This window comes from Mucilaginibacter yixingensis (genome assembly GCF_041080815.1).
Taxonomy (GTDB): domain Bacteria; phylum Bacteroidota; class Bacteroidia; order Sphingobacteriales; family Sphingobacteriaceae; genus Mucilaginibacter; species Mucilaginibacter yixingensis.
In genome coordinates this window covers 1,549,505-1,575,845 of the sequence record NZ_CP160205.1, presented here as the reverse complement: position 1 = coordinate 1,575,845, position 26,341 = coordinate 1,549,505, and the positions used below count along the sequence as shown (strand labels likewise).

Genomic DNA, 26,341 nt, shown 5'->3' with positions numbered 1-26,341 from the left:
CAACGCTTCCAAAAATGGCAAAACTAAAATATGAGCGCCCCGTCATCAAAAAGATGAACGCCGGACTGATGAACAAGTTCGGTACGCGTACCGAATTTCAGCCGGTGCGGGCCATTGATGGTGTGCCTGTGCTTTCGCTGATTGAGGGTTATGGCTCCCCCCTGTTTGTGCTCTCTGAGCGACAGATCAGGCGCAATTACCAGTCGGCCGCACGATCATTTAAAACGCGGTACCCTAAAGTACAGTTTGCCTGGAGTTATAAAACCAACTATCTGAACGCTGTTTGTCAAATCTTTCATCAGGAAGGCAGCTGGGCCGAGGTAGTGTCAGGCTTTGAATATCGCAAGGCTTTGGGCAATGGTGTAGCCGGTAACCAGATCATTTTTAACGGGCCGGATAAACATCGCAATGATCTGCTTTTAGCCATAGAAAACGACTCGCTCATTCACATTGACAATTTTGACGAACTATATAGCCTGATTGAGCTTTGCAATCAGATCAACAAAAAACCGCGCGTGGCCATCCGCGTAAACATGGATACCGGCGTGTACCCGCTGTGGGATCGTTTTGGTTTCAACTATGAGAACGGCCAGGCCTGGAACGCCATCTCTAAAATAGTGGCTTCTGGCAAAATGCAATTGGTTGGCCTGCATTGTCACATCGGTACATTTATGCTCACCACATCGGCCTATATGGCCGCTGCAACCAAAATGTGCGAACTGGCTACCCGCTGCAAAAACCTGCTGCATAACCCGGTGGAGTATCTGGATCTGGGCGGCGGCTTCCCGTCAACCAATACCCTGCGCGGCGCTTACTTGCCGGGGGTAGATACCGTGCCATCAATAGATGATTTTGCCGAGGCCATTACCACCACTATTTTAGAATATGGTTTTAAACAGGAAGAATTGCCGCTACTGATACTGGAAACCGGTCGCGCGTTGATTGATGACGCAGGTTACCTGTTGGGCAGTGTAGTGGCCAACAAACGTTTAAGCGACGGCAGACGTGCCACCATCGTCAACTTTGGGGTAAACACGTTATTCACTGCTTTTTGGTATGAGCATAAAATTACTCCGGCGCAGGATTTTACCGAACATACCGAAGACATGGTACTTTACGGACCCTTGTGCATGAATATCGATGTAGTGCGCGAGAACATCAGTCTGCCGCTGCTTAATCCCGGCGATCATGTGGTGGTACACAAAGTTGGCGCTTACAACATGACGCAGTGGATGCAGTTTATCACCACCCGTCCGGCTGTAGTAATGATTGACGAGCAGCAACAGGTCCACCTGGTTAGACAGGCCGAAAACCTGGAATATATTGAGCAGATGGAACAGGTACCGGCGCACTTGAATAGCCACTCCTTAGATGCGCCTTCGAAGGAGAGAAATTTTTAGAAAGCATAGTCTTTAAGACTTGCCAAGTTTTAAAAACTTGGTAAGGCTTGATTAGCAATAAACGGAGTTTGAATAATAGTGTGAAAGATAAATAATGAATATGAGTAACAACTCCTCATTTAAGGGATTAGGGCGCTTTGTGGCGGCAACGCTTAACAGCTATGCCATCTTGTTCTTTTCGCAGAACAGGGTGCTGGCTGTGCTGCTGCTGATTGCTTCTTTTCTTAACCCGGCGGCTGGTCTGAGCGGACTGGTATGCGTTTGTGCATCCGTATTGCTGGTAAATGCGCTGGGGCATTACAAAGAAAGTATCCAGACGGGGCTTTACAGTTTTAACTCGCTGCTGCTGGGCATCGGTTTCGGCACGTTTTATCATTATAACATTGCCTTTTGGCTGTGGCTGGCGGCTGCCTGCTTGTTTACAGTTACGCTGACGGTTGTTTTGACAGCCTGGTTGGGTAAATACGGCTTGCCGGTATTATCGCTGCCGTTTATCATATCGTTTTGGTTATTACTGGTGGCGGCCAACGGCTATGAGGGTATGGGCTTGATGCAGAAAGAAAGCTCGCTGCTCAATGAGCTGTACACCGGTGGCGATACCTATATTTCGGGGTTTCTAGCTCAGCTGGATAAATTATCCTTCGGGCATTACCCTGACCTGTTTTTCCGCTCGCTCAGCTCGGTGTTCTTTCAGAACAGCATCATCGCCGGTGTCATTATGAGTATCGGGTTATTCATCCACTCGCGCATCGGTTTCAGCTTACTAATCATTGGTTTTATCACCGCCTGTGTGTTTAACCAGCTGACCGGCATGTATCCCGAGGGCATTAGCCATTATCACCTTGGCGCCAACTTTATGATGGTGGCTGTAGCCATTGGCGGCTTCTTCCTCATCCCTTCATGGCGATCTTACCTTTGGGCCATTGTATCCGTTCCGGTGGCCTTTCTGCTGGTTAATGCGTTTACGCGGATACTAGGCGTACACAATCTACCTATTTTCTCGCTGCCATTTTGCGTGCTGACTATTACGCTGCTTTACTTTTTTATGCTGAGAACCAATCCGGGCAGATTACAGCTGACGCCTATTCAGCATTACTCGCCCGAGATCAACCTGTATCAATACCTCAATAACCAGGCGCGGCTACAAGAGCTGCAGTATATCAAACTCAGTCTGCCTTTTATTGGCACCTGGACGGTATCCCAGGGCTATGATGGCGGTATTACCCATAAAGACGATTGGGGCAAAGCGCTCGATTTTGTAGTGACTGATGAAGACAATCAAACTTTTAAGAACAACGGCACCCGTCCCGAAGATTTTTATTGCTACAACAAACCCGTGCTGGCTTGTGCCGATGGGGTGATTGAAGACGTAGTAAACCATATTGAAGACAACCCTATAGGCCATGTAAATACCGGGCAAAACTGGGGTAACACGGTTGTAATTAAACACGTGGCTGGCTTTTACACCAAAGTATCGCATCTGAAACAAAACTCTGTTAAGCTGAAGATTGGCGATTATGTAAAACAAGGTGACGTAGTTGGCCAGTGCGGTAACTCCGGTCGGTCGCCCGAGCCGCATTTACATTTTCAGGCACAGATAACGCCGTTTATCGGCTCAAAAACCTTAGCCTATCCGTTTGCCTATTTTGTAGGTAAACAAGGGCTCCACAGCTTTGAAACACCGGTACAGGGCGATGAGTTACGTGCGGTAGAAGTAAGCACGCCCATGAAACAGGCATTTACCTGGCAACCGGGTTATATGGCAAAAATTGTGGCGGGCAGCAAGTCTGAAACCGTGGAGGTGTTTACTGATGCTTACAACCATGCCTACATCTGCAGTAAAGAAACCGGCGCAACGGCTTACTTTATTAATAACGGCACATCGTTTTACTTTACCAGCTTTTATGGCGATCATAATTCACTGCTGTATTATTTCTACCTGGCGGCTTACCGGGTGGTATTTACGGCAGATGAAAGCATCATCGTTGCCGATACTTATCCGTTGCAATTAAGAACGCTCCAGACCGGCATTTGGTTACATGATGTGGTAGCGCCGTTCTTCCAGTTTATTAAACGTACTTACAAAAGCACCGCCGCTTATCGACAGCATGAAATTGTACTTACCACAACCGGCATTACCGAGGTAATGGGTAACAAACGCGAAAACATGCAAGCCAGCATCAGCATCAGCGGTAGCGTATTAAAAGATTTCAGCATCAATATTAAAGGGCAAAACACTAATGCACAATGGCATACAAGCAATATTTACTAATCATCGCTCTGCTCCTGTTATTTGGCTTTGCACACGCCCAGCAGGTTCCAGATTATCAGCAAGCCGACAGCACCACCCAGGCGCTTTACTCAGCCGGCAAATGGCAGGCGTTGATTGATTACACCAACCAAACTGACGCACAGGGACTGGATTTCCCGGCCCTGCACCAACGCGCGGCCTATGCCCGTTTTATGACCGGCAATTACAGTGCGGCACTGGCCAAGTATCAGCAGGTATTGAAACACGATTCATACAACCCTACTGCACGCTATATGAGTATGCTTTGCCAGCAATACCTAAATCGCGACGGCAACGCATCCTATCAGGCAAAATTTGTTGACACTACGGTGCTCAATAAAAACAACATCACTCCTTTCGGTCTGATTGAAGCAGGTATTGAGGCGAGTGCTAAAATCCCTAACATTGCGTTGCGCGGTACGGGCTTTTACTCGCGTGCATCATTAGGCAATCGTTTGGGATGGCGTTTGCAGTTGGACCAATCGGTGGCGGTGTATCATCAGGCTATTACAGTTGCCGGCAATAACGATTTGCGCGATTTCAGCTTTAATAATGATCAATTTGAGTACTATGCCAGGCTGGGCTATACCCTGACAAGTAATCTAACCTTACTAGGAGCCTACCATTACCTTCATACTAAATTCGGGACAGACAGCTATCAGAACCATGTAGAGCTAGCGGGTTTAAAATATGCCGCACCATACTTTACCCTGCAGGCCGATGCTAATTTTAGCAAGATGAGTAACAGCGGTTTGCAGCAATATAATGGCGAGCTGACCGTTTACCCTACCGGTAGTTTAAACCTTTATACCATATCCAGGGTCAGTGTACAAAGCGGATACCTTAGCAGTACCATATTTAATCAGCGCATCGGCTTTAAAGCTTTTAAACGCTGCTGGCTGGAAGGCAGCATTAACGTTGGCCGCATGGATAATTATCTGGAGGCCGATGCCCTGTATGTTTACAACGCTGTAGACGTTACTACATTTAAAGCAGGCGGTACGCTGTATTATCAGCTAGGGCGGCATTTACTGGCCTACGCTAATTACGCTTTTGAAGACAAAGAAAACCATTATAACACAAACGCAACCTATCAACAAAACTCAATTACCGGAGGCCTGACATGGAGATTTTAAAACGTTCATTTTTAACAACGGGAATGGTGCTGCTGGCAGCAGCGGCTATGGCGCAAAACAACACGGCCATACAGCGGGCTTTTAAAAACAGCTATGCTGATGAAGCCAAAAAAAGCTACCAGGCCGCCATTAACGATATGACGCCTTACTATGCCGATGGCAATTATGAGATTAATCTGCGCATGGGCTGGCTTTATTTTCTGAACAAAAACTACCCCACATCACAAAGCTATTACCAGAAGGCCGTTAATCTGCGTCCCAATGCCATAGAGCCTCGTTTGGGCTTAGTAAAGCCACTCTCATTATTAGAAAGCGTAGATAAAGTATTAGAACAGTACACCGCTATTTTGAAGATTGACCCGCAAAACACGCAGGCCAATTATTGGACCGGCGTAATCAGCTACAATCGTAAACAATATGCCGATGCCATCCGCTATTTTACCAAAGTGGTGGCGTTATACCCGTTTGATTATGATGGCAACCAGATGCTGGGCTGGAGTTACCTGATGAGCGGAAAAAAGGCCGAGGCCAGGGGTTATTTTGAACGCGGACTATTGATCAAACCTGATGATTCATCATGTACCGACGGACTTTCAAGAGCGAATAAATAGTTTTTTTATTCTCAGTAGAGCCACATATTTGTGGCTCCCACTCGGATGGTCATACCAAACAAAAAGAGCCACAATTAGGTGGCTCTACGTTTTTATATCTTTCTTATTTCCCGAACGGTGGTCTGCCGGTGAGTTGATGATACAGCGGCAAGTCATTACGTGGCTTGGCCGGTACATGGAAGTTTTTACAGTAGTAAACCTCCAGATGTAGCTCATCGCGACCGCTACGCATAACGGCTATATCTTTCACGCGTTTTACCTCATCAAAGAACGGGCGAGCATCAATATCAACGCTTTCGTTCTGATCCTGACCGATAATCACACAATCTTTACCTATCAACGTGTTTGGATCAACCAGAAACGCCAGGTTACGCGGGTCGTCGCTAAAGCAAACAATCGGGCGGGCACCTTTTAGCGCCCAGTCAACCTTACCGGCCAGCCACCAGCGCGGACTACCAGCAAAAATGTTAGGGTTATTCAACCAGCCTTCTTGTTCAAAACGGGTTTTGATATCATCATAATCCACACCCTGAATGGTTGGGTCTACATTATCGCCGTGCGCAGTTTTTACAATCCACTTCGGGCCATACCATTGCCAGAAACCGGTAACCATGTGCAGCCCGAATACAGACAGGGTAATGAACGTGAACAACACCGAAAACCTTAACCACCGGCGCGTACTGCGGCCGTTTGTGCTGTTCAATTTCTGATCGATAGCGTATCCCAACGGCATAAATAACATCATATACCCTGGCGCCTGCCAATGAAAATGGTATTGCAGGTTTGACCACAAGGTAACAACCGTAAAGAAAACAATAGGCAAAATAGCCACCCAGAAGTTAAAGCTGTAAGCCAGCCTACGCTTCCGGTTTTTATACGATTTAATGAGTTCGCGCACCAGCGGTATCCAAACCCAGGGTAATACTACAAGCGCCTGCCCGCCAATACTACGCAGAAACCAATCGAAATGCAGTGTAAAATGTTCATCAGCACCTGCACGCGATCCCTGAAAAACAAATGAAGCCCAGTTGTTCTGCGCATTCCAAAGCAGTATGGGTAATGCTATTGCAAAAGCAAGCACAATGGCCAGGTACGGACCCGGATGTTTCAACCAGTGGCGCTGGCTCCTGTTGGTAGCAATAAATAGAAATACACCGGCAAACAGAAAAAGGGTATGATATTTACTCAATGTGGCCAGGCCCATTAACAACCCCACCAGCAACCATAGCAGATAAACACGTGTTGTATGGTAGTTTTTGTTCTGCTTTTTATCAAACATCAGCAATACCATTACATAGGTGGCGGCCAGCCAGAAAAACATTAAAGGTGCATCTGGTTGAAACCAACAAGCCACAGACACAGTAAATACTGCACTGATATTCATCATTAACACCGCCCAAAAACCGGCTTTGGCATTAAAGAATTTGCTGGTGATGAGGAAAAGCAGCCAGTTGGTACCTGCAAACAGCAACACAGCTGGAAAGCGCAGGCCAAGATTGGTTAGTCCGAATATTTTAACCGACACATACGTGATCCAGAAAAAAAGCGGCGGCTGATCAAAATAACTCAGCTCTAATTTTAATACGCCACGAAAGTAGTATGACTCGCCGATGCCTAAACCGGTATAGGCTGCAAGCAGCAAATGCAAAACAAAGGTAACTGCAATTAATAAGAGGGTGCAAGCGGCCGCATTGCTCTCGGTTATTTTCTTCATCGGCAAAGTTTAAGCTGCAAATTGAACAAAAAAATACCGAAATACCTTAACTTACAACTAAAGATTAATTGGATTTTAAGGATTTTGTCTGACCCTGAATTTACAGAATTTAGAAACTTAAAGAATTTATCTCTAACATTAAGATTCAGATAATTCTTTGACTCCAGAAATTCAGGTTCAAACAACTATCATTCCGTCCCCTTCGCCTGCGGCAAAACAATCTCGAAAGTTGTGCCCGAGCCAACTCTAGAAGCAATATACATGTGGCCATTCAAGCCATCTACCAAATGCTTTACCAATGCCAGGCCGAAACCGTATCCTTGCTCGCCGCTGGTACCGTTGGTAGTTTTACATTTGCCATCTAAAATCTCGTCAATCTTAGCATTATCCATACCAACGCCGGTGTCTTCTACTACCATGTGCAGGTGGTTTTCAGCCTCACCCTTACGTATAGATAACTTTACGGTGATGCGCCCCCCTACTGGCGTAAATTTCATAGAGTTGGAGATGAGGTTACCTACTATCTGCAGCAACTTATTTTTAGAGAAAGGCATCAGCGAGGTTTCATGGTTTACCTCTATACTAAAGTTGATCTTCTTATTTACAGCCTGCGGGGTATACAGTTTTTCAAGTTTTTCTTTCAACACCAGCTGGTTATACTCGTTATTACCCAGCTTTACAGATCTCTTTGGTGTATCGGCACTCAATATCTCGTTGGCCAGTTCCAGTATAGAATGACCGCTTTTTTGTATCAGCGTAATAAATTCCAATACCTCATCCAGCGTATTCTCATCGCCTTGTTCGCTGATAATACGTGCCAGCCCGATAATGCCGCCAATTGGTCCGCGAATATCATGCGCCACCCTCCGTTGCGATTCCTGCGCTTCATGCAGGCTGCTTTTTAGCGACTCGATGGCCTTCATGGTCTTCAACCGGTTTACAATCTCATCGGCAATAATTTTAAGCAGCTCTATTTTCTCGGGAGTAATATCCTTTACACGGGTATCCATCATGCACAAAGAGCCAATACTTTGGCCGCCCTCTAATTGCAATGGTACACCATAATAATAGCGCAGGCTGGGATCATCAGTTACATAAGTTTTATTCTTGAACCGGTTATCTTGCTCTAAATCGCGTATTTCAAAAGGCGTATCCTGCATAATGGTGTACTGACAAATTGTTTCGTCTCGCGGATATTGGTCTATATCCATCCCATAATTGGCAATGGTCCACTGCGTGTGCAGATCAAGCAGGTTAATTAGCGATATCTCCGTACCGGCAACTTTGGCAGCCAGTTTGGTCAGGTCGCTAAAATTACCGTTCAGGTTAGTATAGTCAAGATCAAGGTCGCTCAGGGCCTCTAAGCGTTCCAATTCGTTGGCCGGGACAGGCGGTTTATGCGGATCGGTATTCATGCTTTTCTATCGGTTTTTATAATTATCCCTAAGATATAAGAATTGACTTTTCTTCAAATAGTTTTATTTAGTTAGTTAAGGCCTTTTTTGCAATTAAACATGCTATTGTTGTAACAACTACCAACAATCCATTCGCCAGCCTGAAAACAAAAACCCCGCGATGGTACCGCGGGGCTTAGAGATGCTTTAACAGCACCTTGACTCCAATCTTGTTTACTAAAGGTCTTTTTACAGGGCTATGAATTCTGAATATCGTTATTCAGACTATTAGCGCCATTTTTTATACCAGATTTAGCACTGTTTACAATGTTGCCACCGTATTCAACAGCCTGATCGGCATAATCGCTAACCGCAGATTTTACGTTGCCAATTACATGATTTTTATAGGTGGAAACCGTATCGGCGATGCTATTTGCCCGCGATTTTGCCTGGTCAACTACGTTATTGCCATACTCGCGCACGCTTTCTGCCGTGCGTTTGGCTTGTTCTCTTGATTTTTCGGCCAGATCATTTACGTAATCGGCTATATCTTCTCTCAGCTCAGAACCGCTTGATGGGGCCAGCAATAAACCAATGGCTGCACCCGCGGCAGCACCCACTAAAAGCGCTGCAATAATTTTAGTTTGATCTTTCATAACGTTGTACTTATTAGCAGATGTTTTTTATACAGAAATAACCAAGCCCCGCACCAAATGTTTAGCGGAGATGAATAATTAATAAGTTATTAATAAAGATTGATATTAGTAAACCTTTATTAATAAATTCTATCAATTTTCATTACAGTCCCATAAAATGAGACGAAACTTGAGTTCAAAAAATGGCTTCAGCCAAAACGTGTATCCTCGCATTTGGCCAAAACCTATCCTCCTGCTCCTATTGATTAATAGTCAACAGCAATGAAATCATACGGAAATATATAAAACGAAAAAGCCCCCGGTAAAAACCGAAGGCTTCGAGTACGATTGATGTTAAACTATATATTATATAACTTTTACATTTACCGCGTTTACGCCTTTACGACCGTTTTCGGTATCGTATAGCACTTTGTCGTTCTCACGGATCTCATCGATAAGGCCTGATGAGTGTACAAAAATGTCCTGACCACCTTCAGATGGTACGATAAAGCCAAAACCTTTTGTTACGTTGAAAAATTTAACTGTTCCTTCTTTTTGCATGATAATATTTAAAAGTTGGCAAGGTAAACAAATAAAACAGATTATCGCCTATTATTTAATCAAACTGGAGAAACAATCTAAATCATTACTTTTGAGTAACTAACAAACAAAAAAGATGAAAAAACTGCTTGTTTCCCTTCTTATTATTACTGCCGGTTTCAAAGCATTTGGCCAAACTCCGCCAACCATCGCCGCCAAAGATGCAGCCAAACACCTTAACGAAAAAGTGCGCATTTGCGATAAAGTTTATGGCGGCAAATACTTTAGCAACAGCGGCCTTACACTACTGGATGTAGGCGGCAACCACCCAAACGAAGCGCTTACGCTGGTAATTAAAGCTGATGACCGCAAGAAGTTCAAAACAGCCCCGGAGGAAATGTTTAAAGGCAAAGCCGTATGCGTAATAGGCACTATTATAGATTATAAAGGCAAACCTGAAATTGAAATTACCGACGCAGAGCAGCTGAAAGAAGCAATGTAAGCGGCCCGCCGCTATCTGTTATATAAAGCGGTATTTAGGTTACGATTTTTTAGCGGATCACTTCCTTTTTGATACGCTGCTATGCGTTGCGCCACCTCAATCATAGGCGCCACCCAAATCTCTTTACGATGAGCCCGCAGGTAATGCAGCAACTGGCTGTGTGCCTGCAGGCTTACATTAAGCTCATGACCGCCACCCACGCCATGAAACATAAATACCAGTAACGAGTGTTTTTGCAGCGCCTCGTTTACCATAGCTATCAGCTCCTCACCTGTCTCACCGTTGATGGCGTAGGCATTAATATTGTCCAAATCCACTTCGCCGGGCAGGGGCATGCCGTCTTCTACCCCACGGGCAGCTACAAAATCATTTTTTAATTGATCGTAGTAAAAAGCCCCGTTGATGGTACGATCGCCACAGGGATAACAGAAAGTGCGCTGGTTTTTACCGTCTATTGCTTTCAGCAGCACATTATTTACTTTAATCTCTCTTACAGCACGGTTAACGGTGTATTTGCTCAGGTCAAAATCAGGGTCAACAAAGCTGCGGTCGGCCCCGGCACCATCGCAAGGATGAAACAGCGTATGGTTACCCAACTCATGTCCATGCCTGGCAGCTTTGCGCCAGTCTTTCATCCGGCGCTCGGTAGCCTCAGAACAACCGATAAGATAGAAAGTAGCTTTTAGTTTAAGCGAGTCAAGCACGGGCAGGGCGTTGTCAATGTCTACGTCCAGCGCATCATCATAGGTAAGTACCACGGCACATTTCTTATTCTTCCACACGGCCGATTGTGCATTTGCATCTATCGCACTCACCATCAGAAAAACAATCATTAACCAGTATCTGCCCTTCATTACTTTGTTTTGTTTATATAAATATACGCTATAGATAATACTCCGTGCAAAGTTCGCACCTGTTATTCTTAACAGCTATTTATTTTTCCGCATTTTGGGTTGACTTATTAATTGTATTTTATACATTTATAAAAGTTTCTACAACCAAATTATAGCCTGCTAATGAAAGAGTTTAACCGCCGCTTTTTGCTGTGGCTTTGCGCTTGCACAGCTTTTGTCTGCTCTGCTTTTGGGCAACGGCCAAACGCGCCCGTAACCGGACAAGTTTATAGCAATATTGGCGCACATGACCCGGTAATGATCCGTCAGGATAGTCTGTTTTATCTTTTTTGCACCGGCAACGGCATTGCCATGTGGAGTTCCAAAGATCTTGTTCACTGGAAAGCTGAACCCAAAGTCGTTCCCGCTGCACCAACCTGGCTTACCGAAGCACTGCCCAACTTTAAAGGCAACAGTTACTGGGCGCCGGATATTTCCTACTATAACGGCCAGTACTACCTGTTCTACGCGGCATCAGCCTTTGGCAAAAACACCTCATGCATCGGCCTGCTAACCAGCCCTACCCTGCACACTGATGCAACCGACTATAAATGGACTGACCACGGCAAAATCATTCAATCTTTCCCCAATAAAACCAACTGGAACGCTATCGACCCAAACCTGGTAGTTGACAAAGACGGCACCCCCTACCTGGCCTTCGGCTCTTTTTGGGATGGGTTGAAGCTGATTAAATTAGAGAAAGATCGCATGAGCGTAGCCGAAGACCCGTCCGGAATTCCAACCATAGCCAGTCGTAAAAACAGATCATCGGCAGCAAATCCTCCAGCTGTGGATGATAACCCAAAGGACGCCGGTGGTAACGCCATTGAAGGACCGTTTATCTACCGAAAAGGTAAATACTTTTACCTGTTTGCCTCGATTGACTATTGCTGCAAGGGACCGAAAAGCACATATAAGATGATTATCGGCAGGTCTAAAAATATTAAGGGACCTTACCTGGATAGCAAGAACATACCGATGAACCGCGGTGGTGGTGATATCCTGCTGGCCGGAAACGAAAACTGGTATGGCGTTGGCCACAACGGCATCTGCAATTTTGACGGCAAGGATTACATTGTTTTCCATGGTTACGATGCCGCCGACAATGGCCGCTCTAAACTGATTGTAGAACCAATTGACTGGGTGAATGGCTGGCCCAAAATAGCCATGCCACCTGCACTTGATAAGAACCTAAATTAATCTGCAAACCAACAAACCAAATGAATAAACTTACTGCATTATTTTTATTAGCCACCGGCCTGAGCTTCCACGCATCTGCCCAGCAGCTGGTTACCAAAGACACTACTTTTAAAGCCGAAGGCAATCCTATTATCCGTTATAAATACACTGCCGACCCTGCCGCACTGGTATATAAAGACAAGGTTTACCTTTACGCAGGACATGACGAAGCGCCCACCAAAGTAGCCGGTTATCGCATGTACAACTGGACCTGCTTTAGCAGCAGCGACATGGTAAACTGGACCGAGCACCCTACCCCGTTGAGCGCCAAAGATTTTGAGTGGGCCAAAGGCGACGCCTGGGCCGGACAAGTAATTGAGCGCGACGGCAAATTTTACTGGTACGTGGCGGTAGAGCATGGAGCCATTCACGGTAAATCTATTGGTGTAGCTGTAGCTGATCGGCCGGAAGGACCCTACAAAGATGCCTTGGGAAAAGCACTGGTAACTAATGACATGACCACCAATGTAACCAAGATTAGCTGGGATGATATTGACCCTACCGTTTTTATTGACGACGATGGACAGGCCTGGCTTATTTGGGGCAACACGGGCTGCTACTACGCCAAGCTCAAGAAAAACATGATTGAGCTTGACGGCCCTATCAAAACCTTCGCCGGCTTACCACATTATACCGAAGCGCCGTGGATTCACAAGCACAACGGCTGGTACTATCTATCTTATGCCTATGAGTTTCCGGAGAAAACGGCCTACGCCATGAGCCGCAGCATTCAAGGCCCTTGGGAATACAAAGGTATCCTGAACGAAATTGCCGGTAACTCCAATACCAACCACCAGGCCATTATTGATTTTAAAGGCAAAACTTATTTCATTTACCACAATGGCGCATTAACGCCTGATGCGGGTAGTTTCCACCGCTCGGTTTGTATTGATTACATTTATTACAACAAAGACAACACCATGAAACGCGTGGTGATGACGAGCGAGGGTGTGCCTGCGGCAAAGTAGGTTTTCAGATGCGGAGATAACACCAAGTCATGCCGAACTTGTTTCGGCACCCCACTTGCTAAGTAGACAGGCCGCATTTAATGTCATGTGGGTTGCTGAAACAAGTTCAGCATGACCACAGGGAATAAACGAAGAAAGCCAACGCAATGCGTTGGCTTTCTTCGTTTATAAATTCAAATATTGAGTTTAAACACTCACAATTCACTACTCAATCAAACTATTTGGCCAGTTTATACACCTCGCTGCCGGCTAACAGGTAGCAGCCCAGGCCGTAATCTTCAAAGTCAGGTACGTTATTATAACCTACCGGCTGGCCGTCTTTTGGTTCCTTACCGGTGCCTTGTACGTAACCAAGCATACCATCAGGATGCAAGCAGTCTTTCTGCATGGCATTCCAGGCTTTGATAACTATAGGCAGGTAATCTTTCTTTTTCAGCAGACCGTGGTTAATGCCCCAGGCCATGCCATAAGTAAACAAGGCAGTACCAGAAAGCTCTTTACCACCAAAGTGGGTTGAATCTTTTAAGCTTACATTCCAGTAACCGTCTGCACGTTGCAGTGGCACTAATGCTTCGCACATGTCTTTCAGCATTTTCTGGTACTCAGCACGGTGAGGCGCATTTTTTGGCGCAATATCCAATACGCGTACCATAGCAGCCACTACCCAGCCGTTACCACGCGACCAGAAGCAATCCTGTCCGTTTGGTTCTTTGTATGGCGGCACAAAGTCTTTATCTCTCCACCACAAACGTTGCTCAGGACTATATAGACCTTTGCCACCGTGCACGGTTTTGCTGTAGTTGTAAATCTCATACATCTTCTCGTAATACTGATTATCATGATAGATGTTACCAAAGCGGGCAAAAACCGGCATTGCCATTTGCAGGGCATCAATCCAGTTCCAGTCGTCAATTTTCTGGCTGTGCACCATCGTATCAATGCACTCTTTCATCTTGGCAATGCGCTCTGGTTTTTTATCAATCATATACAGATCGATATAAGTTTGCGCAGCACACTGGTTATCTGCATTGCGGGTTATCCTGCCATCGCGCGGCCCCCAGTTGTGGGTATCGCCCCAGCTTACGGCATAATCATAATATTTCTTCTGCGGATCAAGGGCATACATAGCCATCAGTCCCTCGTAATAAACGCCGCGTGTCCACAGGGTGCTTTCGCGGGTTACACCTTTAACAGTTACTTTGGCACCGGCATCGGGCCATTTTTTCATAAAATAATCATTAGCAAGGGCCATATCGGCCATCACCTTGCTTTTTGCCGGCAATTGTTGCGCACGGCTCCCTACGCCAGCCAACACCAGCGCCACAACTGCAACACCTTTTGCGGTTGAAAATAATTTACTCATAATCAATGGTTTGTTACTATATACCAAACCTATGCTCGTGGCACAGATCCGGCTGGTTTCATAATTGGGTTTTGACAGGGATATTGCGATGCTATATTAACGTTTAAATGTCTAAACAGGTATCCTGTTGTGTCATGGATATAATGAGTGAAGGAGTGAGTTGTGAAGGAGCGAATTAATAAAGTCTATATTTTGTTCTTGAACTTGCTTGTTCATGCGCAAAACTCGTTAATTCACTCATTATCTATTCACTCCTTCACAACTCACTCATTCACTCATTAAAAAGTTACGGCATCATCTCCAAGCCTTCCCATCTCACCTTCCATTTACCATTTTTTGGGAAGCCCGGGTTTTCAATTTTGTTACCATCCCAACCGGCGCACATCATGGCTACTGCCCCCAGCAGACCACCGTTACCCGGCAAGTAAATAGTCAGGCGACCGTCCTGGTAGTTATGTCCGTTTGGCAGATAAGTGTTCGTATGCACCTTCATAAACAGTGCGTCGATAGCTTTTTCAGGCTGATTAAGACGTGCTGCCGTCATCGCCAGCATCGGGAAATCCCAACCCCAGGTTTCAGGCCAGTTCCATACCCGCTGGATCAGGTCATAAGTGCGATGCATGGTGGCCGTATCCATCATTTTAGTGTACGGCATCATACCATAAGCAGCCACAGTTGACGGGTGGTCGGTAATATCTTTTGGATTAGTATATGAGTCTGGCGCACTTTCGGCCTCCAGGTAAACGCCATCTTTTTGCGGCAGTGGCGATAGCTTATCAACCACTTCATCCCAATGTTTAATACGTGGTTGTTTCAAACGCTCTTTCCATTGCTGGGCAATACCCAACGCCCAGTGCCAGTAAGTTAACTCGTATGGCGGGTTAATGGTGCTCTCAGCTTTATGCACCTCTTGCGAAGGGATCAAACCCGGACCAAGGATGTATCTGCCTTTCTCTTTATCATAATAAGCGTATGATGCCATGAAATTAGCCGTCCCAAAAACCAGTTCCTTGTATTTGTTCAACGTTTCCTGAGTTGGATGAGCGCGATATTCCAGCTCGGCCATATAAATAAAATGCGGCTCCTGCCAAATGAGGAAAGCTCCTACTGATGACGGGCTCTCGTTACCATCCGGATCAGTCATCTTAGGCCAGCGGATACCTTCAAAGCCCTGACGCTTGGCAATGCCATAGCCCTGGCCTTTAATTTTCTCGTACCAGTTTAAGCTTGGCGTAAGCAATTCAGGGCGGCCCCACAAGGCAAAATGCATGCTGTGCCACCAATGCATTTCCAAATGCGGCTTGCCATACCAGCTGTTATAAACCAAACCTGTCTCCTGCGGCGGATAATCACCGGCAGATTGTACGCGGGTTAGATATTGTGAAAGCACAATACGGCGCTCCAACTCGTTAGCGCGCGGATCTGTACTGCCCGACAAATCAACCGCTCCACCACTCATCCAGAAGTTTTTCCAGGTGGCTACGCTGCTGGTTTTATCTTCGGTAAAGGTTGGTACGGCTAACATCTTTTTAGCCGTCTGCTCAAACACGCATGAAAAGCTGAACGCATCGGCAGTTTTGCCGGGCGTCAACGTAAACTCATGCTCGCCTGCTTTGGCTAATTTGGCGGTGCCTGTCCAACCCAGGTTTACCCAGTAATGCGCCCCTTGCAGTTGGTGCTCAATAGAACCTTTACCGGCAGTATTGGTAACAATGCTTGAGGTATGCATATCGGCACTTTTGTAGTTAGTACCGAAATCTGCAAACTGATTAGTTGGATACGGGAACTTTACACGCACTTTCAGTCTACCCTCTTTAACCAGAGGCGATGTTACCTGCGCACCAATGGCGTCGGCTGTGCCGTTACCATAGGTTAACACATCAACCGGCTCACCTTCTATCGTAAAATGGCTTTTGATACCGCCGGTCCACAGGTCAAGCTCCTGGCGAATGTCTTTGATATCTGATGCTGATGCTTCCTGACCGTTCTTCTTTAGAATGACAAAACCTACGTTGCCCAACTGCAGGCGATGCACGTTTTCGCGGAACCAATTGGTAGCACCTTTAGATCTCTCTGTACTATTGTTCTGCACGGCATAGGTGATATCTCTGCCGTTAATGTGGTACGTTTTCAGCGATTCTTCAAACTTGTAGTTATCCGTGTTCTTGAAACTATCCCAGCCCCATTGTGATTGCGTACCCAGCGGTACACCTTTCTGGTAATAAACAGGGAAAGTTTGCAGTCCGGTGGCATCAACAGTAAAGGCAAAGCGGCCATTACCTACGGTGAGCGAGGCCAGCGTATCCATCGTTTTGTTTACTACGTTATGGCGCGTTACCAGCGCATAGCGGTCAATTTTGGCAGTAGCCGTCTTTTGCTGTGCATTGGCGCCAACGGCGGATAGTGCAGCAAGACAGATCAAAAAGGTTTTTCTCATTCGGTTTGTATCAGGATTGATCAGTATTCAAGTTTAATTAAAAGCAGCGAGGAAGCCATCAGCCTATCCCCATCGTTACAATCGGGTTTATAAAACCACCTGGTAAACAGGTTTGGCCGTTACGTTAGTCAGTTTAGTTTCGTTCGATGCTTTTAGTCCGGCGGCTACATCAGGCTCAAAATAAATATTAGGCTTGTTCAGCACTGGCGTAATCTGCATTAAAAACTCATTTTTACCTAGTTTATCCGCATTTCTTCGCAGGCTGAAATACATGGGCTTACCGTTAAAATAGTCATCGGCGATAATGGTTTTGTTGGCGTAAATAGCAGCAGTGTTACCGGTGTAGGTTAACTGTAACAACTCATCATAAACGCCGTCAGGCAGTTGCGCAGGCAGCGACAGTTTATAGGTTACCGATTGTACGGTATCCGAGTAATGCACACCATAACCCGGCCTTACCGGCGTCTCGGTGTGACCCTGTACATATTTAGCCAACTCCTGCTGCCCTGCAACCGGTGGGAACTTCACTTTTAACTGCGGCGCAGCTTTCAAGCTGATAGAATAAACATTGAACAAACCATCGGTACCCTTGGCTGCCGAAGCTGCGTTTTTTGTTTGCAATGCCGGATATGAGTAAACCGAAAACTCCGGCTCGTCAATCGAACGAACGGTCAGTTCGTTATTCACCTCATCATAAAAAGCTTGCTTACTGGTCAGCACCAGCGTTTTAGTTCCTTTGATGTTGAATACGTAGCTATATTTGGCATCGGCAGCGGTGAACACCACCAGCTTAATAGTCTTCTTATTTTTAGTGGTGATGGTGGCGATACAATCTGTCCCCGGCCTGATGTTGTTCAGGAAAGTAGATTTCCCTTGTTTGCTCACTTTACCATTTGGAAAGTTGATACCGGCTATGTTGCTGTTATCCAACTTAAACTGCGGCTCAACGCCATCCATAGTGTAATAAAAGTAGGTATCACCAATAATGGCAGACGGATGCACAGTTGCATATTTAATCAATACATTACCGGCATTTAGGTTAAACGGAATCAACCCTTCTGCACCGCTTTTAATGCTGATACTTCCCTGCTCTGGTATGCGCACAGTTTCCTTCGGCGTTTTGATGGTGAAGGCAACCTGCTGATGATCGGCCATTTTGTAGTGGCGCACGTAGTTGTTAAAAAACACAAAGCCTGCGCCATCTTTGCTGCGCACGGCATAGCGTAACTTATCCATATCATCGGCCTTAACCGGGTTATCAGCCGGAACGATGCTGAACATCGGCGCCAGTTTTGCGCCATAATCGGCAGTGAACTGGTGCAGCAATTTCAGGTCATGATAGTAATCCTGCGTATAGCCCCACTCGCCTAGTGGTGCTTCAAAATCGTAAGAGATCAGCGGATAATCATTGGGGTAAGGGTAAATGGTAGCTTTAGACTCCTGCATAGAGTGTTCGCCATCCCAGCTCAGCGGGTGCTGCGTGCCATGGAAAACATAGTAACCCAACATGTTAGCACCTGTACCCAAACGAGTGTACAGCATCCCCAAAATATCTTTATTATCAACTACCGGGCGACGCAGGTAAGTATCCTGCAGGCCAGATCCCATTTCTACCGTTAGGAACGGGTGGCGATAAACGGGTACCGTCGCGTCGCTTTTATCATACTTCAGTACATCGTTGCCAATGTTTTTATCGCGACGATCTGTTATAAACTGATAAAGATTATTGGCCGGCTGCTCTTTAGTATTTTGAGCCCAGGGCGCATCGGCATAACCGCCCCAAAGCGGCAATACTTCGTCCTCTGGCACAACCGGACCAGGCCAGCCGGTCACCACATAAAGAGGCACGTCCATTCCTTTTTCTACCGCCAATTTTTTCAGATTGGTCAGGTACTGATAACCCCAACTGTTCGGGCCATTGCTGTGCACCTCGTTATCTACCTGCAGGCCAATAATCGGGCCACCATCTTTATAATACAGTCCTTTAAACTGCTCGGCCAACTTGGCGTACCAGGTTACTACTTCAGGCTGGATCTCACCATTCTGACTGGCACGATCGAAACCATTTTTCAGGTGACGCTTCACAAACCAATCAGGGTAGCCGCCGTTGCGGTCTTCCCCATGCGCCCATGGGCCAATCCTTACTACGGCCTCTAAGCCATGTTTTTTACACAGCTCCAGGAAGTAGTGCACATCGCGGTTATCATCAAACCTGAACTTGCCCTCCTCCTGCTCATGGTGGTTCCAGAAAGTATACAAGGCAATGATCTGCACACCGGCAGCCTTCATCTGCAGCAAAGCCTGCTCCCACTCCGCACGGGGATAGCGTGAGTAATGGAACTCGCCCATTACCGGCAATATGGGTTTGCCGGCACTGCGCAGGTAAAAATTATTCAGATCGAGCTTAACGCCTTTAGGGTCTATATTGGTTCCCTGTTTAAAGTGGTTGTTTTCTACCGGGACAGGGTCATTACCGATATTAACCACATGCTCTTCAACAGACTGAGCCTGTGTAACAGCTACCGACAACGACATTAAGGCGGTAAAGGCGAGATTTTTCTTTATCATTTATTTTTGCAGCAAGTATTTATTCAGCGCAAGATCAGGATTTGCCTTGATGCCATCAATCACAAATTTTGAGTTGAGGCGCGCACCGGCCTCAATGGTATGGGTATGATCGGTATGGAAATAAGTCGATTTTACTTTCTCTTCACCTTCCTGGTCATAATCGTCAGAAATCATTTTATTCAGATCTATAAAATAAGCACCGGTTTGCTGTGCAACTTGCTGAGCCCAGCCACCGTAGTTATTACCAGCATTGCGACCGGCAGCCTTACCATCTTTCCAGCTATTACGCGGGATTGGTGAACAGATAATAGCAGTAGCGCCTTTGGCCTTCGCATCATTGATATACTTACGCATGTACCAGCCATAAGTGTGCACAGTTTCCTGTTTTTTCATATATGGCATCGGGTTGAAACCGTCTTTTTGCTCATCGCCAACACCATTAATGGTGGCACGGGCGCGCGCGGTATCAAACAACGCTCCGCCGTCATTATGACCGAATTGCATGATCACAAAATCGCCGGGCTTCAGTTTAGCCAACACTTTATCCCATAAACCCATGTTCATGAACGAACGGCTGCTGGTGCCTCCCAGCGCATCATTTTCTATGTTGATTTTGGTTGAATCAAAATACTCGTGAATGTAATGGCCCCAGCCCCAAAGCCCGTCCGGACCGAGGTGCTGACCGTCGTCCCGGCCGTTCTTTACGGTCGAGTCGCCAATCATATAAAAAGTTGGTTTATCCTGTGGTCTGATTAATGCGAATGACGATAGTGATACCACGGCCGCCAGCAACATCAGTTTACCTGCATTTTTGCGTATAAAGTTTTTCATTTCGTTATTTCTTCAGATAGTTATTCAATGGAACGTTAGGCTGTTGTTTCAAGCCATCAACAAATGATTGCGCGTTGATAACGGCGCCTGCCTTATTGGTATGAGTATGGTCTGTACCAAACAGGGCAAATACCTGATCGCGTGTTAACTGGTTGTATTTAGCTGCAGTGATGCCGTTCAGATCAACAAAGGCTGCCCCTTCTTCCTGGGCCACTTGCTGCGCCCACAGGCCATAGTCTTTGTTAGCTAAAACAATCTTACCGTCTTTATCCCACTCGCGGCGCGGAATCATAGAGACTACAATTGGGTAAGCCCCTTTAGCTTTAGCTTCGCGAATAAATTTACGCAGATACCAGCCGTAGGTATGCACTACTTCCGGACCAGCAGTCCACTGTAATACTACCGAATCCTGTCCTGTGCCTTTCAGTACGCCACGATAGCCGCCTTTTGTAGTATCGGGCTTAGAACCCTCGTTATGACCGAAGCCCATAATTACAAAATCGCCGGGTTTTAAGGCTTCTTGCACTTTGGCCCAGCGGCCCTCTTTCACAAACGTACGTGTGCTGCGACCTGCCGTTGCGCTATTAACCACGCTGATTTTTGTAGTATCGAGCTGATCAACAATGGTAGTTCCCCAACCCCAAAGGTCCTTATCGTTATTATGCATGGTTGAGTCGCCAATCATGTACAGCGTTGGTTTTGGTTGTCTGGTAAAAGCCAGCACGGCAACAACTGCTGATAACAGGAAGAGCGGATATATTATCTTCTTTCTCATCTTATTAAAGATCATTTTTTGAGGTATTGGTTTAAGGTAATTGCCGGATTTGCTTTGATGCCATCTACTACCGATTGCGCATTTACCCGCGCGCCCGCAGGCGTGGTATGCGTTTTATCAGGCATAAAAAGTTTGGCAACAGAGTCGGCGCCCCATTTTTCGTACTTATCTGCAGTTAGATTATTCATGTCGATAAACGCCACACCTTCCTGATCTGCCACTTGTTTTGACCACAGGCCATAATCTTTATCGGCACGCGGCACTTTGCCGTCTTTAAAAATGTTATGCGGAATCATAGACAACACCACCGGTGTTGCGCCTTTGGCTTTAGTATCACGAATAAACTGACGAATGTACCAGCCAAATGTGTGTACAATCTCTTGCTTACCATCGGGCCAGGTTAAATGCACCGTGTCTTCGCCAATGCCTTTTAACACACCGCGGGCAATAGCGCGCTGATGTGCGTCCGGATTGGGGCCAACCACGCCGGGCTTCTCGCCTTCGTTATGACCGAAAACCATCATCACATAATCGCCTGGTTTTAATAGGGAATCTACTACCCGCCAGCGGCCTTCGCGTACAAAAGAACGGGTGCTTCGCCCAGCCATGGCATGGTTAGCCACGTTGATGCGGGTGGTATCAACAAAATCGGCGAAGGCTGTTCCCCAGCCCATCATGGGCAGGGTGTTGTGGGTGGTAGAATCGCCGATGATATAAATGGTAGGCTTCTGCTGACGCGTAAAGGCCAGCCCTACCAGGCCGGCCAATATCAACATAAAGCAAAACTTAAATATTTTTGCCATAGTAAACTGATTTACTTACCAATATTTATAGAAACTGAAGACGAGGTTAAACCCGCGCCAGATGCCTGAACAGTGGCTTTACCCTCTCCCTTACCCCTTATAATAACAATACATTTACCGCGATAAGCATGCCTAACGGGCTCTGAAAATGCTACATGATTAGCCAGATCACCATTATCTGTTGCGGCAATTGCACCCGGCCCACTTACACTAAACGTCACTTCGTTATCTGCCTGTGGGCAAGGTACGCCATTGGCATCCACCACCTGGGCAGTAACGTAGGCCACATCGTCCCAGTTATTTTTGATAGAACCGCGCTCTGTTGTCAGAATGATTTTGGCTGGTACACCGGCAGTTTTCAGTTCCTCTGTAACTACTACTTTGCCACCATTTTTGGCTACCGCTTTAAGCGAACCTTTCTCGTATGGCACCTCCCAATTGCGTGAATCATCGTCTGCTGGTTTGGCTTTGCTGCCTAATGATTTGCCATTCAGGAACAGCTCCACATCGTCGCAATTGCTGTATACCGATATTTTGGCATTTTGATAAGCAGCAGGATCTGTAGGGGTCCAATCGGCAACTAGACCGGCGCCGCGACCTGTAGCCTGGCTATTTCTTACAATGTGCACAACAGGCTTGTCAGACCACCAGCTTTCGCGCTGTAAAGTAAGCGGACGGGTGCCCATGGTACGGTCAAACACACCCTGACCATCGGTTACGTTTGGCCAATCAGATTCACCCAGATAATCAACACCAACCCAAAGGAACTGGCCCGACATATAGTTATGATCTCGCAGCGCTTGCCATGCGGTTAGCGTATGCCCGTTCTCGGTACCAATCACAATCCAATCCGGGTGTGCCGTGTGGGCATCAACCAGTTCATTTTCGCGATAGTTCTGGCCCACCACGTCCATCATTTTGGCAAAACCGTTATCATAGACTTTAGAAACATTCGGACGGAACAGCGCCATGGTTACAGGGCGGCTTGGATCATATTTATGGCAAGTATTCTGCAGATCGCGATATTTTTTAAAACCGGTAGAATCATTCAGCGCATCATGGATCTCGTTACCAACGCTATAGATTACAATAGAAGGGTGATTACGATCTCGTAGTACCTGATCGCGCTGATCTATCATTCCCCATTGTTTAAAATAGAGGTTATAGCCGCCACCGTCATTACCGCGGGATACTTTGTTGGCCTCCCAGGTGTCAAAGCTTTCGTCCATCACTACAAAGCCCATCCGATCGCACAGGTCCAGAAACTCCGGCGCAACCGGGTTGTGCGAGGTACGGATACCATTTACACCAATATTTTTAAGCGCCTGCAGCCTGCGCTCCCAGGCACTCAGCGGTACGGCTGAGCCAAATGCACCTACATCATGATGCAGGCACACGCCTTTAATCATCAGCTTTTTACCATTGAGCAAAAAGCCCTGATCGGCCGTGAATTTAATACTACGGATACCGAAGCTATTGGCGGCATCATCAATCACCTTACCATCTGCCAGCACCTGCGTTACCGCTTTGTATAAGGTTGGCGCTGCGGTGCTCCACAATTTTGGATTTGCAACAGCAATATCCTGCTCAAAAACTACCGTATCACCTTTAGCCACCTGTTTGGCAGCAGTTTTAGAAGCGGTACCGACAGCTTTACCAGCGGCATCATATAGTGTAGTTTGCAGCATGACGCTTTTGCTTGCTGCCGCTATATTGTTCACCATGGTTTTTACATGCACAGTGGCTTTCTCTGCGCTTACTTCTGGCGTGGTTACAAACACGCCCCAAGTGCTGATGTGTACCTGGTTAGAGGTTACCAAACGCACATGGCGGTAAATGCCAGCGCCAGTATAATAGCGAGATGCAGGCTGAATAGTGTTATCGGCACGCACGGCAATTACGTTAGTTTTGCCTTTACCAAAGTTTAGATGACCGTTCAGCTCATAGTTAAAGCTGATGTAGCCGTACGGACGTTTACCCAAGTGATAACCATTAATCCACACGTCGCTGTTAGCCATCACACCATCAAACTCTATGGCCACGTTCTTGACTGCATCCGCCGCATCCAACGTAAAATATTTGCGGTACCAGCCAATGCCTGATGGCAGATAACCACCACCGCGACCGGTTTTATTATCCTGACTGTAAGGCCCCTCAATCATCCAATCATGCGGCACGTCCAGCTTGCGCCAGGCGGCATCTTTGAAGCTGGATTTCTCGGCTCCGCTGGCATCGCCTTTGTAAAACAGCCAGTCATTGTCAAACGATGCTATCTTTCTGCCCGGCGTTGCGGTTTGCCCATATGAGAGCTGCCCCGCGAGGGATAACATCATTAAAAAAGTAAATTTTCTATTCATTATAATTTGGTCTATTGGTTTTATTTATTTGGTTTGATCTGAGGTAACTATATCACCACAACACAGCAATAATACCTACTATGGCTAGGGCAGCAACAGTAAGCTTGTATAATCCTCGGTATTTGATACTTTCTCTCATTTTATAGGTTTTTATAGGTAGGTTTTAAATTAGTTTACGTTCTGAGTTTCCACCGGCCAATTGTCGGTACGGAATGGGGTAGCGGGTAAACCGGCCCCATTATAAAAGTTAGGCAGTGGGATAGCCCGGTAGGCAAAGCGCACAGCCACAGGCTTGGCAACCAGCGGACTACTCACCACAACACTATTCCCCTCAATACGGGCCTGTGCTGTGTGGAATACATGATCATCACCAGCTATGGTAAACTCCTTCAAATCGCCGTCTTTTGCTTTCAGGCCGCCATCTGTATAATCAAAGTTTAGACGGATGCTATTACCCTCAGCTTTCATTGATTTATAAAGCGGGCCCGATGGCACTACATCTTTAAAACCGTATTCGTTTTTAAACGCCCACAAAGCCAAGCGCGAACCCACCAGTTCCTTATTACGCGGATGGATGTTAGTCGAGTCGCCGTTATCCGTAGTCACCACCATGCCGGTATGCGGCAAACTTTGCCAGGCAATTAGCTGCGACTCGCGAATCACGCCGTTCTCGGTATAATGCGGAGATACCTGCACAAAATAAAACGGCAGATTGGTATCGTGACGTTCCTCTCGCCAGCTTTTAATCATTGCCGGGAACAGTTTTCTGTATTGATAAGCCCGGGTGGCGTTACTCTCGCCCTGATACCAGATCACTCCTTTAACAGTGTAAGCCTCTATAGGGGCAATCATGCCATTGTATAATTTGTACGGTGCCACGTTGCTGTGCATGCCAATAGGTGCAGCTGGCTTAGCGGGCAATTTTACATGCTGCTTTTTGGCAACGGCTGTATCTTGTTGCCATTGGTTATAGGCAGCTTTATATTTTTGCGTTAGTTCGTCAAAGTGTTGCAGACCGTCTTCGTAACGGGTAACTATTTGTTTCAGGTCATCATTAGCCAAGAGCGCATTGCGGCTAGTCCATGATTCCGCCGGAGTGCCGCCCCAATAAGAGCAGATCAACCCAACAGGAAAACCTGTCTTTTTATAAATCTCGCGAGCATAGTAATAAGCAACTGCTGAAAATTGCGCTGCATTCTGTGGCGTGCAATCCATCCAGTGGCCTTCGGTATCTTTGCTCAGCGTGTCTGAGATTACTTCCTTTGCAGTGAACTGTCTGATCTTTGGATAATCGGCCTTGGCAATTTCCTCTTCCATATTGTTCACTCCATTTTGCCAGTTAGCCGTGCCCTTGCCCATGGTAAACTTCATGTTAGACTGACCCGAGCAGAACCAAACTTCGCCCAGCAATACATTATTAATAACGATGCTGTTATTCCCTTTGAATGTAATGGTATAAGGACCACCGGCGGCTATTGTTTTCAGTTTAACCTTCCACTCGCCTTTGGCATCCGCAATGGCATTTACTCCGCCTTTCATCCATGAGGCTGATATGCTCAATTTCTCACCGGGCGATGCCCAGCCCCAAAGTGTAACGTTTGATTTTTGCTGCAACACCATGCCATCGGTAATAATAGCGGGTAGTTTTACCTTGGCCAGCGCAGTAGTTGTACCGCATGCTAAGGCAATCAAAAAGGCAAAAGCCGTTTTTAGGGTAGATAATTTATGCTGATTAAAAGACATCCCGGTTTTCAGTAAGATTAGCTGACGAGTGGATGCAGCTATGCGCGGGGTATACGCAAACCTTCCCTCCCATCATGGTGTTTACATTAGTTTGCAGCAAAATGCTGTTGCAAATTATAATAACTGGCACTACGAACTTAGA

Annotated in this window: 20 protein-coding genes; 7 read left to right on the top strand and 13 right to left on the bottom strand. The window is 46.4% G+C overall.

What is annotated here, in order from left to right; genetic code table 11:
• Positions 1-14: 14 nt before the first annotated feature.
• The 4 genes from ABZR88_RS06345 to ABZR88_RS06330 all read left to right on the top strand — a co-directional run bounded on the left by ABZR88_RS06345 (position 15) and on the right by ABZR88_RS06330 (position 5,437).
• Positions 15-1,400, top strand: a complete 1,386-nt coding sequence (locus ABZR88_RS06345) for a diaminopimelate decarboxylase (protein WP_107828256.1) — start codon at positions 15-17, stop codon at positions 1,398-1,400.
• Between the two features lie 100 nt (positions 1,401-1,500).
• The gene (locus ABZR88_RS06340; protein ID WP_170113583.1) at positions 1,501-3,672 is read left to right on the top strand and encodes an urea transporter; all 2,172 of its coding nucleotides are present in this window, start codon (positions 1,501-1,503) and stop codon (positions 3,670-3,672) included.
• Complete coding sequence (locus tag ABZR88_RS06335) at positions 3,648-4,826, top strand: hypothetical protein (protein ID WP_107828258.1); 1,179 nt, start codon at positions 3,648-3,650, stop codon at positions 4,824-4,826. The genes ABZR88_RS06340 and ABZR88_RS06335 overlap by 25 nt, the downstream gene beginning before the upstream one ends.
• The gene (locus tag ABZR88_RS06330; RefSeq protein WP_107828259.1) at positions 4,814-5,437 is read left to right on the top strand and encodes a M48 family metallopeptidase; all 624 of its coding nucleotides are present in this window, start codon (positions 4,814-4,816) and stop codon (positions 5,435-5,437) included. Before ABZR88_RS06335 ends, ABZR88_RS06330 begins: the two co-directional genes overlap by 13 nt.
• Positions 5,438-5,540: 103 nt before the next feature.
• Here the strand turns inward: ABZR88_RS06330 and ABZR88_RS06325 are convergent, their stop codons facing one another.
• The 4 genes from ABZR88_RS06325 to ABZR88_RS06310 form a co-directional block, all read right to left on the bottom strand.
• Entirely contained in the window at positions 5,541-7,151 is a 1,611-nt protein-coding gene (locus tag ABZR88_RS06325) for a glycosyltransferase family 39 protein (protein ID WP_107828260.1), read from the bottom strand.
• A 188-nt stretch (positions 7,152-7,339) separates the two neighbouring features.
• Entirely contained in the window at positions 7,340-8,566 is a 1,227-nt protein-coding gene (locus ABZR88_RS06320) for a GAF domain-containing sensor histidine kinase (protein WP_107828262.1), read from the bottom strand.
• A 236-nt stretch (positions 8,567-8,802) separates the two neighbouring features.
• Positions 8,803-9,201, bottom strand: coding sequence for a YtxH domain-containing protein (locus tag ABZR88_RS06315; protein WP_107828263.1), 399 nt, complete (start codon positions 9,199-9,201; stop codon positions 8,803-8,805).
• Between the two features lie 345 nt (positions 9,202-9,546).
• Positions 9,547-9,741 (bottom strand): cold-shock protein, encoded by a 195-nt coding sequence (locus tag ABZR88_RS06310; protein WP_107828264.1) that lies wholly within the window; start codon positions 9,739-9,741, stop codon positions 9,547-9,549.
• A 115-nt stretch (positions 9,742-9,856) separates the two neighbouring features.
• Between ABZR88_RS06310 and ABZR88_RS06305 the strand changes: the two genes are divergently transcribed.
• Complete coding sequence (locus ABZR88_RS06305) at positions 9,857-10,222, top strand: hypothetical protein (RefSeq protein ID WP_107828265.1); 366 nt, start codon at positions 9,857-9,859, stop codon at positions 10,220-10,222.
• Positions 10,223-10,233: 11 nt separating this feature from the next.
• On the opposite strand, the gene ABZR88_RS06300 is transcribed toward ABZR88_RS06305, so the two are convergent.
• A complete protein-coding gene (locus tag ABZR88_RS06300; protein WP_107828266.1) occupies positions 10,234-11,076 on the bottom strand; it encodes a polysaccharide deacetylase family protein in 843 nt (280 codons plus the stop codon).
• 162 nt (positions 11,077-11,238) lie between these two features.
• Here ABZR88_RS06300 and ABZR88_RS06295 point away from each other — a divergent pair, with 162 nt between their 5' ends.
• Complete coding sequence (locus ABZR88_RS06295; RefSeq protein ID WP_107828267.1) at positions 11,239-12,315, top strand: family 43 glycosylhydrolase; 1,077 nt, start codon at positions 11,239-11,241, stop codon at positions 12,313-12,315.
• A 20-nt stretch (positions 12,316-12,335) separates the two neighbouring features.
• Positions 12,336-13,322: a glycoside hydrolase family 43 protein gene (locus ABZR88_RS06290; protein ID WP_107828268.1), complete on the top strand. Its 987-nt coding sequence runs from the start codon at positions 12,336-12,338 to the stop codon at positions 13,320-13,322.
• Between the two features lie 217 nt (positions 13,323-13,539).
• On the opposite strand, the gene ABZR88_RS06285 is transcribed toward ABZR88_RS06290, so the two are convergent.
• The 8 genes from ABZR88_RS06285 to ABZR88_RS06250 all read right to left on the bottom strand — a co-directional run bounded on the left by ABZR88_RS06285 (position 13,540) and on the right by ABZR88_RS06250 (position 26,199).
• Positions 13,540-14,685 (bottom strand): glycoside hydrolase family 88 protein, encoded by a 1,146-nt coding sequence (locus ABZR88_RS06285; protein WP_107828269.1) that lies wholly within the window; start codon positions 14,683-14,685, stop codon positions 13,540-13,542.
• 286 nt (positions 14,686-14,971) lie between these two features.
• Positions 14,972-17,122, bottom strand: a complete 2,151-nt coding sequence (locus ABZR88_RS06280; RefSeq protein WP_107828270.1) for a hypothetical protein — start codon at positions 17,120-17,122, stop codon at positions 14,972-14,974.
• Between the two features lie 87 nt (positions 17,123-17,209).
• On the bottom strand, positions 17,210-19,690 hold the full coding sequence (locus tag ABZR88_RS06275) for a beta-galactosidase (RefSeq protein WP_107828271.1): 2,481 nt from the start codon (positions 19,688-19,690) through the stop codon (positions 17,210-17,212).
• Positions 19,691-20,521, bottom strand: a complete 831-nt coding sequence (locus ABZR88_RS06270) for a rhamnogalacturonan acetylesterase (RefSeq protein ID WP_107828272.1) — start codon at positions 20,519-20,521, stop codon at positions 19,691-19,693.
• A gap of 4 nt (positions 20,522-20,525) precedes the next feature.
• Positions 20,526-21,296, bottom strand: a complete 771-nt coding sequence (locus tag ABZR88_RS06265; protein WP_107828473.1) for a rhamnogalacturonan acetylesterase — start codon at positions 21,294-21,296, stop codon at positions 20,526-20,528.
• Between the two features lie 11 nt (positions 21,297-21,307).
• Entirely contained in the window at positions 21,308-22,099 is a 792-nt protein-coding gene (locus ABZR88_RS06260; protein ID WP_107828273.1) for a rhamnogalacturonan acetylesterase, read from the bottom strand.
• Positions 22,100-22,110: 11 nt separating this feature from the next.
• Complete coding sequence (locus ABZR88_RS06255) at positions 22,111-24,432, bottom strand: glycoside hydrolase family 2 TIM barrel-domain containing protein (protein WP_245917025.1); 2,322 nt, start codon at positions 24,430-24,432, stop codon at positions 22,111-22,113.
• Positions 24,433-24,624: 192 nt separating this feature from the next.
• Positions 24,625-26,199, bottom strand: a complete 1,575-nt coding sequence (locus ABZR88_RS06250; protein ID WP_107828275.1) for a sialate O-acetylesterase — start codon at positions 26,197-26,199, stop codon at positions 24,625-24,627.
• Positions 26,200-26,341: the final 142 nt, after the last annotated feature.

Coding starts and splice junctions, on each gene's coding strand:
- ABZR88_RS06345 (WP_107828256.1), top strand. CDS start 15: ATGGCAAAACTAAAATATGAGCGCCCCGTCATCAAAAAGATGAACGCC.
- ABZR88_RS06340 (WP_170113583.1), top strand. CDS start 1,501: ATGAGTAACAACTCCTCATTTAAGGGATTAGGGCGCTTTGTGGCGGCA.
- ABZR88_RS06335 (WP_107828258.1), top strand. CDS start 3,648: ATGGCATACAAGCAATATTTACTAATCATCGCTCTGCTCCTGTTATTT.
- ABZR88_RS06330 (WP_107828259.1), top strand. CDS start 4,814: ATGGAGATTTTAAAACGTTCATTTTTAACAACGGGAATGGTGCTGCTG.
- ABZR88_RS06325 (WP_107828260.1), bottom strand. CDS start 7,151: ATGAAGAAAATAACCGAGAGCAATGCGGCCGCTTGCACCCTCTTATTA.
- ABZR88_RS06320 (WP_107828262.1), bottom strand. CDS start 8,566: ATGAATACCGATCCGCATAAACCGCCTGTCCCGGCCAACGAATTGGAA.
- ABZR88_RS06315 (WP_107828263.1), bottom strand. CDS start 9,201: ATGAAAGATCAAACTAAAATTATTGCAGCGCTTTTAGTGGGTGCTGCC.
- ABZR88_RS06310 (WP_107828264.1), bottom strand. CDS start 9,741: ATGCAAAAAGAAGGAACAGTTAAATTTTTCAACGTAACAAAAGGTTTT.
- ABZR88_RS06305 (WP_107828265.1), top strand. CDS start 9,857: ATGAAAAAACTGCTTGTTTCCCTTCTTATTATTACTGCCGGTTTCAAA.
- ABZR88_RS06300 (WP_107828266.1), bottom strand. CDS start 11,076: ATGAAGGGCAGATACTGGTTAATGATTGTTTTTCTGATGGTGAGTGCG.
- ABZR88_RS06295 (WP_107828267.1), top strand. CDS start 11,239: ATGAAAGAGTTTAACCGCCGCTTTTTGCTGTGGCTTTGCGCTTGCACA.
- ABZR88_RS06290 (WP_107828268.1), top strand. CDS start 12,336: ATGAATAAACTTACTGCATTATTTTTATTAGCCACCGGCCTGAGCTTC.
- ABZR88_RS06285 (WP_107828269.1), bottom strand. CDS start 14,685: ATGAGTAAATTATTTTCAACCGCAAAAGGTGTTGCAGTTGTGGCGCTG.
- ABZR88_RS06280 (WP_107828270.1), bottom strand. CDS start 17,122: ATGAGAAAAACCTTTTTGATCTGTCTTGCTGCACTATCCGCCGTTGGC.
- ABZR88_RS06275 (WP_107828271.1), bottom strand. CDS start 19,690: ATGATAAAGAAAAATCTCGCCTTTACCGCCTTAATGTCGTTGTCGGTA.
- ABZR88_RS06270 (WP_107828272.1), bottom strand. CDS start 20,521: ATGAAAAACTTTATACGCAAAAATGCAGGTAAACTGATGTTGCTGGCG.
- ABZR88_RS06265 (WP_107828473.1), bottom strand. CDS start 21,296: ATGAGAAAGAAGATAATATATCCGCTCTTCCTGTTATCAGCAGTTGTT.
- ABZR88_RS06260 (WP_107828273.1), bottom strand. CDS start 22,099: ATGGCAAAAATATTTAAGTTTTGCTTTATGTTGATATTGGCCGGCCTG.
- ABZR88_RS06255 (WP_245917025.1), bottom strand. CDS start 24,432: ATGATGTTATCCCTCGCGGGGCAGCTCTCATATGGGCAAACCGCAACG.
- ABZR88_RS06250 (WP_107828275.1), bottom strand. CDS start 26,199: ATGTCTTTTAATCAGCATAAATTATCTACCCTAAAAACGGCTTTTGCC.